The sequence below is a fragment of the Clostridium beijerinckii genome, assembly GCF_018223745.1.
Taxonomy (GTDB): Bacteria; Bacillota; Clostridia; order Clostridiales; family Clostridiaceae; genus Clostridium; species Clostridium beijerinckii.
Genome location: NZ_CP073653.1, coordinates 357,871 through 371,844 on the forward strand (window position 1 = coordinate 357,871; position 13,974 = coordinate 371,844).

General features: G+C 30.8%; 11 protein-coding genes and 1 riboswitch. All 11 genes read left to right on the forward strand.

Annotation, left to right across the window (positions count from 1 at the left end; translation table 11 throughout):
• The first annotated feature begins 5 nt into the window (after positions 1–5).
• The 11 genes from KEC93_RS01715 to KEC93_RS01765 all read left to right on the forward strand — a co-directional run bounded on the left by KEC93_RS01715 (position 6) and on the right by KEC93_RS01765 (position 13,639).
• The gene (locus tag KEC93_RS01715; RefSeq protein ID WP_011967673.1) at positions 6–785 is read left to right on the forward strand and encodes an electron transfer flavoprotein subunit beta/FixA family protein; all 780 of its coding nucleotides are present in this window, start codon (positions 6–8) and stop codon (positions 783–785) included.
• 22 nt (positions 786–807) lie between these two features.
• On the forward strand, positions 808–1,815 hold the full coding sequence (locus KEC93_RS01720) for an electron transfer flavoprotein subunit alpha/FixB family protein (RefSeq protein WP_012058265.1): 1,008 nt from the start codon (positions 808–810) through the stop codon (positions 1,813–1,815).
• A 191-nt stretch (positions 1,816–2,006) separates the two neighbouring features.
• Positions 2,007–2,855: a 3-hydroxybutyryl-CoA dehydrogenase gene (locus KEC93_RS01725; protein ID WP_011967675.1), complete on the forward strand. Its 849-nt coding sequence runs from the start codon at positions 2,007–2,009 to the stop codon at positions 2,853–2,855.
• Positions 2,856–3,377: 522 nt separating this feature from the next.
• On the forward strand, positions 3,378–4,304 hold the full coding sequence (locus KEC93_RS01730) for a DNA-3-methyladenine glycosylase family protein (protein WP_077870036.1): 927 nt from the start codon (positions 3,378–3,380) through the stop codon (positions 4,302–4,304).
• Between the two features lie 382 nt (positions 4,305–4,686).
• Positions 4,687–6,177, forward strand: coding sequence for a 4Fe-4S dicluster domain-containing protein (locus KEC93_RS01735; RefSeq protein ID WP_017209826.1), 1,491 nt, complete (start codon positions 4,687–4,689; stop codon positions 6,175–6,177).
• 406 nt (positions 6,178–6,583) lie between these two features.
• Positions 6,584–6,868 (forward strand): co-chaperone GroES, encoded by a 285-nt coding sequence (gene groES, locus KEC93_RS01740; RefSeq protein ID WP_008427174.1) that lies wholly within the window; start codon positions 6,584–6,586, stop codon positions 6,866–6,868.
• A 91-nt stretch (positions 6,869–6,959) separates the two neighbouring features.
• Positions 6,960–8,585, forward strand: coding sequence for a chaperonin GroEL (gene groL / locus KEC93_RS01745; RefSeq protein ID WP_011967678.1), 1,626 nt, complete (start codon positions 6,960–6,962; stop codon positions 8,583–8,585).
• Between the two features lie 369 nt (positions 8,586–8,954).
• Positions 8,955–9,386, forward strand: a complete 432-nt coding sequence (locus KEC93_RS01750; protein ID WP_031276100.1) for a type II secretion system protein — start codon at positions 8,955–8,957, stop codon at positions 9,384–9,386.
• A gap of 112 nt (positions 9,387–9,498) precedes the next feature.
• Positions 9,499–9,596, forward strand: a riboswitch (purine riboswitch).
• Between the two features lie 146 nt (positions 9,597–9,742).
• Positions 9,743–11,200: an IMP dehydrogenase gene (guaB, locus tag KEC93_RS01755; protein WP_011967680.1), complete on the forward strand. Its 1,458-nt coding sequence runs from the start codon at positions 9,743–9,745 to the stop codon at positions 11,198–11,200.
• A 187-nt stretch (positions 11,201–11,387) separates the two neighbouring features.
• Complete coding sequence (gene guaA, locus KEC93_RS01760) at positions 11,388–12,920, forward strand: glutamine-hydrolyzing GMP synthase (RefSeq protein ID WP_023976022.1); 1,533 nt, start codon at positions 11,388–11,390, stop codon at positions 12,918–12,920.
• Positions 12,921–13,315: 395 nt separating this feature from the next.
• Positions 13,316–13,639, forward strand: coding sequence for a FliH/SctL family protein (locus tag KEC93_RS01765; protein WP_023976021.1), 324 nt, complete (start codon positions 13,316–13,318; stop codon positions 13,637–13,639).
• The last annotated feature ends 335 nt before the right edge of the window (positions 13,640–13,974 follow it).

Below are 13,974 nucleotides of genomic sequence, written 5' to 3' on the forward strand. Positions count from 1 at the left end.
TTAGAATGAATATAGTAGTTTGTGTAAAACAAGTTCCAGATACTACAGCAGTAAAAATTGATCCTAAAACTGGTACATTAATAAGAGATGGTGTTCCATCAATAATGAATCCAGAGGATAAACACGCTTTAGAAGGTGCATTACAATTAAAAGAAAAAGTTGGAGGAAAAGTTACTGTAATAAGTATGGGACTTCCAATGGCTAAAGCGGTTTTAAGAGAAGCATTATGTATGGGAGCTGATGAAGCTGTCCTATTAACAGATAGAGCACTTGGGGGAGCAGATACATTAGCAACTTCAAAGGCACTTGCAGGAGTAATAGCTAAATTAGATTATGATTTGGTATTTGCTGGAAGACAAGCGATTGATGGAGATACTGCACAAGTAGGACCAGAAATAGCAGAACATTTAAACATTCCTCAAGTAACTTACGTTCAAGACGTTAAAGTTGAAGGAAATACATTAATAGTAAATAGAGCACTAGAAGATGGACATCAAGTAGTAGAAGTTAAAACTCCATGTCTATTAACTGCAATCGAAGAATTAAATGAAACTAGATATATGAATGTTGTAGATATATTCGAAACTTCAGATGATGAAATCAAAGTTATGAGCGCAGCTGATATAGATGTAGATGTAGCTGAATTAGGGCTTAAAGGCTCACCTACAAAGGTTAAGAAGTCAATGACTAAGGAAGTTAAAGGTGCAGGAGAAATAGTAAGAGAAGCACCTAAAAATGCAGCATACTATGTTGTAGGAAAATTAAAAGAAAAACACTACATCTAAGATAATAGGAGGGTAATTTATTATGAATATAGCAGATTACAAAGGCGTTTGGGTCTTTGCTGAACAAAGAGAAGGCGAATTACAAAAAGTATCTTTAGAACTACTTGGTGAAGGTAGAAGAATTGCTGATGAATTAGGAGTAAATCTTACAGCTTTATTATTAGGTAGCAACATAGAAGGATTAGCAAAAACTTTAGCAGAGCACGGTGCAGATGAAGTTTTAGTTGCTGATGATAAAAACTTAGAACACTATACAACTGATGCTTACACAAAAGTTATTTGTGATTTAGCAAATGAAAGAAAACCAGGAATATTATTCGTAGGAGCTACTTTCATCGGAAGAGATTTAGGTCCAAGAATAGCTGCTAGATTATCAACAGGATTAACAGCAGACTGTACATCAATTGACGTTGATGTCACAAATGGCGATCTTTTAGCTACAAGACCAGCATTTGGTGGTAACCTAATGGCTACAATTGCTTGTCCAGAACATAGACCACAAATGGCAACAGTAAGACCAGGAGTATTTGCAAAGATTACAACTGATCCATCTAAATGTAAAATTGAAAAAGTTGATGTTAAATTAGAAGATAGCGATGTAAGAACTAAAGTTTTAGAAACTATAAAAGCTAAGAAAGATATCGTTGATATAGCTGAAGCAGATTTCATTGTATCAGGTGGTAGAGGAGTTGGAAACAAAGAAAACTTCCAATTACTTAAAGAATTAGCAGAAGCTCTAGGCGGAACTGTGGCTGGATCAAGAGCAGCTGTAGAAAAAGGATGGATTGATGGAGCATATCAAGTAGGTCAAACTGGTAAGACTGTTAGACCTCAAATATATATAGCTTGTGGTATTTCTGGAGCTATCCAACACGTTGCTGGTATGCAAGATTCAGATTTAATCATTGCTGTAAATAAAGATGATTCAGCTCCAATAATGAAAATTGCTGACTATGCAATAGTTGGTGATCTTACTAAAGTAGTACCAGAATTAATAGCTCAAGTTAAAGAAATAAAGAGCGCTGAATAATTATTCGGTTAATTTAGATATGTTTTTGTTAGATTGTACTATTGAAAGTTAATAATGTAACATTAAAGATAATTAATTAACAATATTATTCAATAAGTAACAATTAGATAATTATGAAGTTAATCCTTAGTTAAAATATATATTTTAGCTAAGGATATCTATAATGAAAAGATTTAGAGGAGGAATAATTTATGAAAAAGATTTTTGTACTTGGAGCAGGAACAATGGGTGCTGGTATCGTTCAAGCATTCGCTCAAAAAGGTTGTGAAGTAATTGTAAGAGACATAAAGGAAGAATTTGTTGACAGAGGAATAGCTGGAATCACTAAAGGATTAGAAAAGCAAGTTGCTAAAGGAAAAATGTCTGAAGAAGATAAAGAAGCTATACTTTCAAGAATTTCAGGAACAACTGATATGAAATTAGCTGCTGACTGTGATTTAGTAGTTGAAGCTGCAATCGAAAACATGAAAATTAAGAAGGAAATCTTCGCTGAATTAGATGGAATTTGTAAGCCAGAAGCGATTTTAGCTTCAAACACTTCATCTTTATCAATTACTGAAGTTGCTTCAGCTACAAAGAGACCTGATAAAGTTATCGGAATGCATTTCTTTAATCCAGCTCCAGTAATGAAGCTTGTTGAAATTATTAAAGGAATAGCTACTTCTCAAGAAACTTTTGATGCTGTTAAGGAATTATCAGTTGCTATTGGAAAAGAACCAGTAGAAGTTGCAGAAGCTCCAGGATTCGTTGTAAACAGAATATTAATCCCAATGATTAACGAAGCTTCATTTATCCTACAAGAAGGAATAGCTTCAGTTGAAGATATTGATACAGCTATGAAATATGGTGCTAACCATCCAATGGGACCTTTAGCTTTAGGAGATCTTATTGGATTAGACGTTTGCTTAGCTATCATGGATGTTTTATTCACTGAAACAGGTGATAACAAGTACAGAGCTAGTAGCATATTAAGAAAATATGTTAGAGCTGGATGGCTTGGAAGAAAATCAGGAAAAGGATTCTATGATTATTCTAAATAATATCATGAATATATGGAAAAACTCAAGTTTATGCTTGGGTTTTTTTATTTTTAGGGAAATATATAAATAACTACTAGATTACATAAATAAGTTTAAACTAAAGAATATTGTAAAATTCAACAAAACATTTTATTACTGTTAAGTAAGTGATATAATATATTAAATAATAACTATTTTCTTAAGATTAATTGTATAATTTAATTGAATATTGGATATTAAAAAAATAAATAGTTAAAAAATATGATATAGGTGGTACACATCAGAAAATGGGCAATATAAACTGTGACATAATCTTTAGAAAAAAACTTTAGTGTAGAATATATTATTTAAAGAAGAATATATGAATGAAATAAGTTAAAACTAAGGTTGATATGATATTATGTTTATCAATGATTTTACTAAAAAGATAAAAATATATTTTGAATATTCATAATCAAAGAGTAGGGTTCATCAATATGCATATTAGATTATGAGATGATGCAAACTAAATAATTTTATACTGTAAGGGAGACGGATAATAAAATGGATTATAAATCTGTAGAATTTTATGATAATTATTTAATAATAAAAGAATTAAGAAATTTTAAATTAAAACATATATTTGAGTGCGGACAAATTTTTAGGTTTGAAGAGGTAGCAGAAAATGATTTTATTGTAATTGCGTTTGGAAGATTAATTGAAGTTAAAGAAGAGGGAAATGACGTAATAATTTATAATTCTACAAAGGAAGATTTTCAAAATATTTGGCTTAAGTATTTTGATTTAGATAGAGATTACTCAGTTATAAAAGATGAACTTTCAAAAGATGTTTTGCTTAAACAAAGTATTGAATTTGGATATGGTGTTAGAGTCTTGAATCAAGACCCATTTGAAATGTTGCTTAGCTTTATTATTTCAGCTCGAAATAATATACCATCAATAAAGAAGACTGTAAATAAAATATCTAATAAATGGGGAAAAGAAATTATTTATAAGGATAAAACTTACTATGCGTTTCCCAATATAGATGAAATAAAAGATGCTACATTAGAAGAAATACAGGAGACAGGAGCATCTTTCAGAAGTAAATACATATTTGATACAATAAAAAATGTGTATAATTCTAAGAGTGGAAAAGGGAACTTAAAAACAAATGATGCAAATGAATATATAAAGTATGATCTGGATTATATTAAAAATTTAGATGATGATGAATGTCATAATGCACTTCAAGAATTTAAAGGTGTTGGTTCAAAGGTAGCTGACTGTATAATGTTATTTTCAATGGAAAAGACTTCAGCATTTCCAGTAGATGTATGGGTTAAACGTGCGATGATTCATTTTTATGGGGCAGAGGATGCATCTCTAAATAAGATTAGAATTTTTGGAAGGAACAAGTTTGGTAAATTAGCAGGTTTTGCACAGCAATATTTATTTTATTATGCGAGGGAAAATAAGATAAATGTATAGAGTGGATTAAAAAGGTTAATATATAATGAAAAGTCTAGGATTTTATTTCCTAGACTTTTTATTTCGTCAAAAATGTCAGATTAATATATTCAATAATGTTAATAATTTATCATTGATGCAATAATATAAATATAATATAAATCCCTTGATATAACTAATATAAGGTAAATAAACATATTCGAAAAGAAGTGGAAATACAAGAAAAAATTTTAACTAAACTAGTTAAGAAATATCACTATATACATATGAAAATAGAACGTATATTAAGAAAATTTAGAAAATTTAAATTATATAATATTTGTTATAATTTTAACAAGAGTATGCTATAATTATTTTGTATTATAAATGTAAGATAAAAATTATTCATGGGAGAGTGTGTGTAATGTTTCAGTTTGAGAATCAACTTCTAGCTTTAAAACACGAGGTTCTTACTAGAGTTGCTGTATTAGCAAAAGAAAATAATATTAGTAAAGAGGAAATAGAAAAAATTCCTTATGCTATGATTGTAGGAGAAGAACCTAAGTATAGAGATTCAGTTGAACGAGAAAGAAATGTAGTATTAGAGAGAGCAAAACTTGCAGCAGGATTTAAACCAACAGGCAAACATGGACAAGATTTAGTTGATATAGAAGAAGAAAAACAAATATTATATGTTATAAAAGAAGCATGTGATAGATGCCCAACAAAGAAGTTTCAAGTTACTGATGCATGTAGAAATTGTATAGCTCATAAGTGTCAAAGTGCGTGTAATTTTGGAGCAATTACATATGTTGATGGAAGAGCTTATATAGATCCAGATAAATGTAAGGAATGTGGAATGTGTAAAAAGGCATGTCCGTATGATGCGGTTGCAGAAGACATGAGACCTTGTAAGAAGTCATGTCCAACAGGTGCATTAAGCTATAATGCAGAAGATTTGAGTGCTGAAATTACAGAAAGTAAATGTGTAAACTGTGGTGCATGCATGTCAGCATGTCCATTTGGAGCTATAGAAGACAAAAGCTCATTAGTTAAAGTTATTAATAGATTGATGGATAAAGAAGAAAAAATTTATGCTGTAGTTGCACCAGCAATAACAGGGCAATTTGGGCCTAAAACAACTTATGGACAAGTTAAGAATGCAATTAAGGCATTAGGCTTTGAAGATATGGTAGAAGCTGCATGTGGAGCAGATGCAGTTACTGTACATGAAAGTAATGAGTTTGTTGAGAGAATGGAAAATGGGGATAGCTACATGACAAATTCATGTTGTCCAGGATTCCTAAGCTATATTGAAAAAATGATGCCAGATCAAGCTAATAAAATTTCAGGGACAGTTTCACCGATGGTAGCAACGGGTAGATATATAAAATCTAAAGATAAAGATGCAAAAGTGATATTTATAGGGCCTTGCACAGCTAAAAAAAGCGAGGTTCTGATAGAATCAATAAAAGATGCTATAGATTATGCATTAACGTTTGAAGAATTAGTAGCCTTATTTGATGCGTTTGGAGTTGATCCTACAACTTGTGAAGATATAGTAGTTGATGGAGCTTCAATATTTGGTAGAAATTTTGCTGTAGGTGGTGGATTAACTGCTGCTATAGAGAACTATGTGCAAGAAAAAGGTGTTAATATTGACTTTAAGCCAGTAAAGATCTCAGGCGGAGTAGAAATTAAAAAGACTATGACAATGGCTAAGGTTGGAAAGTTACAAGGAAACTTTATTGAAGGAATGATGTGCGAAGGTGGCTGTATAAATGGGGCAGCTAAAATTGTATCAGTAATGAAGGCTAAAGCGCCATTTACAAAATTAAATCAGCAAACAAGTACTAAGAGTGTATTAGCTAATACGACATTAGACGAATACAATGAAATAAACTTAGAAAGATAATATGAATCTTGATTTTGAAATATAATTAAGTAATTAAAAATTCTATTATTATATAGGTGCTCTAGGCAATGAGGTATTTAGAATTTAAAATTATTTATGAAATTTAAGAGCTTTATTCTCTATATAATGTCATAAAAACTCTAATCAGTAATATGTTTATTTGGTTAGAGTTTTTTTATTATTTTAAAAATTCATAATATTAATAATAATATGGAGAAAATTTAAGTAAATGCGATATATTTTGAGATAAGGAGTAATATTCGCTGAAAAATGGGATATAATATTAGAAGCAATGTTTGAATTATATGGATATAAAGGATATTATAATTATGTTAGCACTCGACAATGATGAGTGCTAACAGAAAATAAATGAAATGATAATATATATTTTAAGGAGGGTTTTTTCATGAACATTAAACCACTTGGTGAAAGAGTAGTAATTAAAAAATTAGAGGCAGAAGAAAAGACTAAGAGTGGAATAGTCTTAACTGGTACTGCAAAGGAAAGACCACAAGAAGCAGAAGTGGTTGCAGTAGGACCTGGAGCTGTTGTAGACGGAAATAGAGTGGCTATGGAAGTAAAAGTTGGAGATAAAGTATTATATTCAAAATATGCTGGAACAGAAGTAAAGGTTGATGGCGAAGAATATACTATATTAAAGCAAGATGATATTCTAGCAATAGTTGAATAGTTAAAGTGTTCATAACTCGATATTTAAATATAAAAAAGAAATTCAATTAGAAACGATAATAAATAACATATATAAGGAGCGTGTAATATAAATGGCTAAGATGTTAAAATTCGGAGAAGATGCAAGAAGATCTATGCAAATAGGTGTGGATAAATTAGCAGATACAGTTAAAGTGACTTTAGGACCTAAGGGAAGAAATGTTGTTTTAGATAAAAAATTTGGTGCACCATTAATTACAAATGACGGTGTTTCAATTGCAAGAGAAATAGAATTAGAAGATCCATATGAAAACATGGGTGCTCAATTAGTTAAAGAAGTTGCAACAAAGACTAATGATGTAGCAGGAGATGGAACTACAACTGCAACATTACTTGCTCAAGCAATAATTAGAGAAGGTCTAAAGAATGTTACAGCTGGAGCTAATCCAATTCTAATTAGAACAGGTATTAAAATGGCTGTAGATAAAGCTGTTGAAGAAATCCAAAAGATTTCTAAGCAAGTAGATGGAAAAGAAGATATAGCTAGAGTTGCTGCAATCTCAGCTGCTGATGAAGAAGTTGGTAAGTTAATAGCAGATGCTATGGAGAAGGTTGGTAACGAAGGTGTTATTACTATAGAAGAATCTAAATCAATGGGAACAGAATTAGATGTTGTAGAAGGTATGCAATTCGATAGAGGATACGTATCACCTTACATGGCTACAGATACTGAAAAAATGGAAGCTGTTTTAGAAAATCCATATATATTAATAACTGATAAGAAAATTTCTAACATACAAGAAATATTACCAGTGCTTGAACAAATAGTTCAATCTGGTAAAAAGTTATTAATTATTGCTGAAGACATTGAAGGAGAAGCAATGGCTACATTAGTAGTTAATAAATTAAGAGGAACATTTACTTGCGTAGCTGTTAAGGCACCAGGATTTGGAGATAGAAGAAAAGAAATGTTACAAGATATTGCAACATTAACTGGTGGAACAGTAATAGCTGAAGAATTAGGCAGAGAATTAAAGGATGTTACTATCGATATGCTAGGTACAGCTGATAGTGTTAAAGTAAGTAAAGAAAACACTGTTATAGTTAATGGTAAAGGTGATTCTAATGCAATAAAAGAAAGAATTAACCAAATTAAAGCTCAAATAGAAGAAACTTCTTCAGAATTTGATAAAGAAAAATTACAAGAAAGATTGGCTAAATTAGCTGGAGGTGTTGCAGTAATTAAAGTTGGTGCAGCAACTGAAACAGAATTAAAAGAAAAGAAACTTAGAATAGAAGACGCATTAGCTGCAACTAAGGCTGCTGTTGAAGAAGGAATAGTAGCAGGTGGTGGAACTGCTTATGTTAATGTAATAAACGAAGTTGCAAAATTAACTTCAGATGTTGCTGATACACAAATTGGTATCAATATAATAGTTAAATCATTAGAAGAACCAGTAAGACAAATAGCTACTAATGCAGGTGTAGAAGGTTCAGTAATAATTGAAAAAGTTAAGAATAGTGAACCAGGAATAGGATATGATGCATTACATGGAGAATATATCAATATGATAAAAGGTGGAATAGTAGACCCAACTAAGGTTACTAGATCTGCGCTTCAAAACGCAGCTTCAGTTGCTTCAACATTCTTAACAACAGAAGCAGCAGTTGCTGATATTCCAGCAAAGGAAACACCAATGCCAGGTGCTCCAGGAATGGGAATGGACGGAATGTACTAAAATATATAAATTAAAGAATTATAAATATTTAATTTAATAAATAGAGAAAGTGCTTATAAGTACTTTCTCTATTTTGCTTTTTAGTATTAAAAAAATAAAGTGCTTAATAGCCATTAACATATCTATGCAATTTTAAAAAGTATTTTATATTATATGTTTAACGTTTAAGCTTATGAAAATCATAGCAATGCAACTTTATACAAAATTTATATACTAGAAGTCAATAGTATAAATTATTAGAGAATATTTTCCATTTATTGTATAAAAGATTTCCTATTAGACATAATTTAAATAAAAACATTAATAGGAGATGGATAATGAATAATGATTTCTTTATACATTAAATGTAAATTTAGATTCAAAGATAGTATGTCAAAGAAAAGATTCTGTAAGAAGAGAAAGAGAGAAGCTTTTACTTTAATTGAAATGATTGCAGTAATTGCAATTATTGGTATTTTAGCTGTTGCTATTTTACCTAAAGTAAATGGCTATATAAATGAAGCGAAAAAAGTTAAAGTTGTAGATCAGTGCAGAAAAGTAATAATGGCCGTTGAATCATATAATTTGAAAAATGATTCGCCTCTAAGTGAAAGCACTAGTGTAAGTTCGGCTATAAGCAACAAAGGGATTAGTAAGTATTTAGATGGAGTTGAATTTGGTAATTTAAATACTAGTAGCACAAGTTTAAAAAATTGTTATGATGTAGTAAATGGTGCAGAATTTGATTTCACAGAAAATACAGATATTTTAAATCCGACGACGATTGATAATGGATCTACCAAAGATGATGTAAAAAAATAGAAAAGATATCGATAACAAAAAATTTAACTTACATTATTGAAGTAAATTTGCAATTTTAGCTTCAAATTTATTGACTTTAGATTGTACATACATTATAATAATTTTAATTTAAAATATAGCACATTTGAAAACTTATATATACCTTGAATATGGCAAGGAGTATCTACCGGGAGCCGTAAATTTCCGACTATAAGTGATATTAGTATAGGCTAAATCTATAGATTTATTAGCATATTAACATCACTTTTGAGGTTAATGTGCTTTTTTTGTACAAAAAAATAGTACAAGCAATGCAAGCAAAAAATCATAAAATACTGAAAATGAAATAAATAATTCAAAAAATAGGAGGAACTATAATGGGAAAAATAATTAAGACTGCATATACTTTTGATGATGTATTATTGGTACCTAATAAATCGGATATATTACCAAGAGAAGTGAGCACAAAAACAAAAATAACAAAGACTATAGAATTAAATATTCCTTTAATGAGTGCAGGAATGGATACTGTAACTGAGTCGAAGATGGCAATTGCTGTTGCAAGAGAAGGCGGAATCGGAATAATACATAAAAATATGACTATTGAAGAGCAAGCAAAAGAAGTAGATAGAGTTAAGAGACAAGAAAATGGAGTAATTACAGATCCTATATTTTTATCTCAAGATCATCTTATTCAGGATGCAGAGAACTTAATGGCACAATACAGAATATCAGGAGTTCCAATAACAACTCAAGATGGAAAATTAATTGGAATAATTACAAACAGAGATATAATATTTGAAACAAATTACCAAAGAAAAATTTCAGAAGTGATGACAAAAGATAATTTAATAACTGCTTCAGAAAATACTACTGTAGAGGAAGCAAAAGAAATATTAAAAAAGCATAAAGTAGAAAAGTTACCTTTAGTTGATAGTGAAGGCCGTCTGAAGGGATTAATTACAATGAAAGATATTGAAAAAGTTAGAAAGTTTCCAAATGCTGCAAAGGATAAGAAGGGTAGATTATTATGTGGAGCAGCAGTAGGTGTAACTGGAAACATGATGGAAAGAGTTGATGCATTAGTTAAAGCACAAGTTGATGTTATAACTCTTGATACAGCACATGGACATTCAAAAGGAGTTTTAGATGCTGTTTCACAAATAAAGAAAGTATATCCTGATCTTCAAGTTATAGCTGGGAATGTTGCTACAGCGGAAGCAACAGAGGATCTAATAAAGGCTGGAGCAGATTGTGTTAAGGTTGGTATTGGACCGGGATCAATCTGTACTACGAGAGTAGTAGCTGGGGTTGGAGTCCCTCAATTAACTGCAGTTATGGATTGTGCAGAAGTAGGTAAGAAGTATGGAGTTCCTATAATTGCTGATGGTGGACTTAAGTATTCAGGGGATATAGTGAAAGCACTAGCAGCAGGAGCTTCTGCAGCAATGATGGGATCATTATTTGCAGGATGTGAAGAAGCACCAGGAGAAATGGAAATATATCAAGGAAGAAGCTATAAAGTTTATAGAGGAATGGGATCTTTAGCTGCTATGGAATGTGGATCTAAAGATAGATATTTCCAAGAAGGAAATAAGAAATTAGTACCAGAAGGTGTTGAAGGTAGAGTAGCTTATAAAGGCTTTGTCTCAGATACTATATTCCAATTATTGGGTGGAATTAAATCAGGAATGGGATATTTAGGAGCAAAGAATTTTGAAATTTTATATGAAACAGCTAATTTTGTGGTTCAGACAGCTTCAGGTCAAAGAGAAAGCCATCCACATGATATTAACATTACTAAGGAAGCACCTAATTATAGTGTAGGACAATAGTAAAATGCACAGTTCACAATCATAAAATATACCACTTATGTGAACTGTGCATTATTTGATTAATTTATAATTATAGAGATTATTTAAATTAGTATTTATAATTTTCGGTGAAAATTGTCTCAATTTATTGATAAAAAGATTTATTTAGTTGATAATAGAATTTATAAGAAGAGTTTAGGAGGAGAACATGAAAAGAGATTTAGTTTTAGTTGTTGATTTTGGTGGACAGTATAACCAACTAATAGCAAGAAGAGTAAGAGAATGTGGCGTTTATTGCGAGATTATTCCATATGACTATACTATAGAAAAGATAAAAGCTAAAAATCCAAAAGGTATAATATTTACAGGCGGTCCTAACAGTGTTTATGGAGAAGATACTCCAACTGTAGAAAAAGAAGTATTTGAATTAGGCGTGCCAGTACTTGGAATATGCTATGGTGATCAACTAATGGCACATTTGCTAGGTGGAAAAGTTGCGACAGCACCAGTAAGAGAATATGGAAAAACAAATGTAAAATTAGATAAATCATCTAAATTATTTGAAGGAATTGAAACTGATGGTATAGCTTGGATGAGTCATACTGATTATATTGAAGAAGCTCCAAAAGGATTTAAGGTAATAGCAACTACAGAAGTTTGTCCTGTTGCAGCTATGGAAAATGAAGAAAAAAGACTTTATGGAGTTCAATTCCATGCAGAAGTTGAACACACTCAATTTGGGCAAAAAATGCTAGAAAACTTTATACACAATATTTGTGGGTTAGAAAACAGCTGGTCTATGGGATCTTTTGCAGAAGAAAAAATAAAAGAAATAAAAGAATTAGTTGGAGATAAGAAAGTGTTATGTGCTTTATCTGGTGGAGTTGACTCTTCAGTAGCAGCAATGATTGTACATAAGGCTATTGGTCACAACCTAACTTGTATATTTGTTGACCATGGTTTACTAAGAAAAGATGAAGGCGATACTGTTGAAAGAGTATTTAAGAAGGAATTTGATATGAACATTAAGAGAGTTAATGTTTCAGATAGATTCCTTGGAAAACTTGCAGGAGTATCAGATCCAGAAACTAAGAGAAAGATAATCGGCGAAGAATTTATAAGAGTTTTTGAAGAAGAAGCTAAAAAACTTGGTCAAATTGATTATCTTGTTCAAGGAACAATTTATCCAGATATCGTAGAAAGTGGAACTAAGACATCAGCAACTATAAAATCTCATCATAATGTTGGTGGACTTCCAGAAGATATGCAATTTGAACTTATAGAACCATTAAGAGAATTATTTAAAGATGAAGTTAGAGCAGTAGGAGAAGAGCTTGGAATTCCTCACAAATTAGTTTGGAGACAGCCTTTCCCAGGACCAGGTCTTGCTATTAGAGTTTTAGGTGAGATTACAGAAGAAAAACTTGAAATAGTTAGAGAAGCGGATGCAATATTCAGAGAAGAAATTGCAAATGCAAATCTTGATGAATCTATTTGGCAATACTTTGCATGTTTACCTAATATCCGTTCTGTTGGAGTTATGGGAGATGAAAGAACATATTCTCATACAATAGCTTTAAGAGCAGTTACATCAAGTGATGCAATGACTTCTGAATGGGCAAGGATTCCATACGAAATTTTAGATTTAGTAAGCAGAAGAATTGTAAATGAAGTTAAGGGAGTAAACAGAATTGTTTATGACATAACTTCAAAACCACCAGCTACTATAGAGTGGGAATAGGATTGAGGCTTATTAAATAAGGTGGATAGACACTTAAAGAAAATATAATAAAAAATTTAGTGGCTTAGATATTATCTAAAAAAGGTAACATTTAAGCTACTTTTTTGTTGATTTTTTGAAGATGTGATAAATGAGAAAAGGAGTAAAAAACGGTAGGAAAGAAATTTACAATGACAATACTACTAACGTTAGATTTTCTGAATAATCTTTTTAAAGCAGTAAATACATATTTTCTCTAACTGATAGCAAATAAAACATAACAGCATAATATATTATTAGATAGGTATTAAATTTTATAGTCAAATAAATAATAATTTGATACTAGTAATACTTTAACTAAGCGCTTTAGCAATGATTAAACGAAAATTAATGCTGATTACGAAGGAGAGGAAATAATGGAAAACAGAAATAATAGAAATTGCAGACGTTGTAATTGTGAAGAAGAACGTGGAGAGATGGATAGTAGAAATTGTAATCCTTGTGGCAATGGAACTCTTGGAGCTAACGTAAATAATGACTGTTTAGCTGATGCGTTGGAAGATGCATATAATGATGGCTATAAAGATGGATATCGTGATGGGTATGAGGATGGAAATACAGCAGGAGAAACAGCAGGAGAGACAGCTGGATACAAGCAAGGATATTGCGCTGGGTATGAAAAAGCAAAACAAGAGGTCTTAGATTATATTAGAAGAAATAGATGTTGTAGATGCTGTTAAGCAGAACTAAATTATATAATAAGTAGTTATATAAAAAAGGTGTTTATAAATGATTGAAAAATCATTGTTAAACACCTTTTTTATTTAATATAAATATGGTTATAGTGATAATTTAAATAGTCCATATTAGATAAGAGTTAATTAAAAAAGTTACTTTTAATACTAATTGAATACAATTGTGCAAACATTTTCTCTATAGAGGAAAAAGACGGCATTAATCGTTATCATTTTATAAAGTATAATTACATTAAAGAAAGGGGGCATCGAAAACGCTTGAAAAAATCAACCTTTGAATATAAGATAGTCATAAGATTATACTATGAGTATAATTTTTA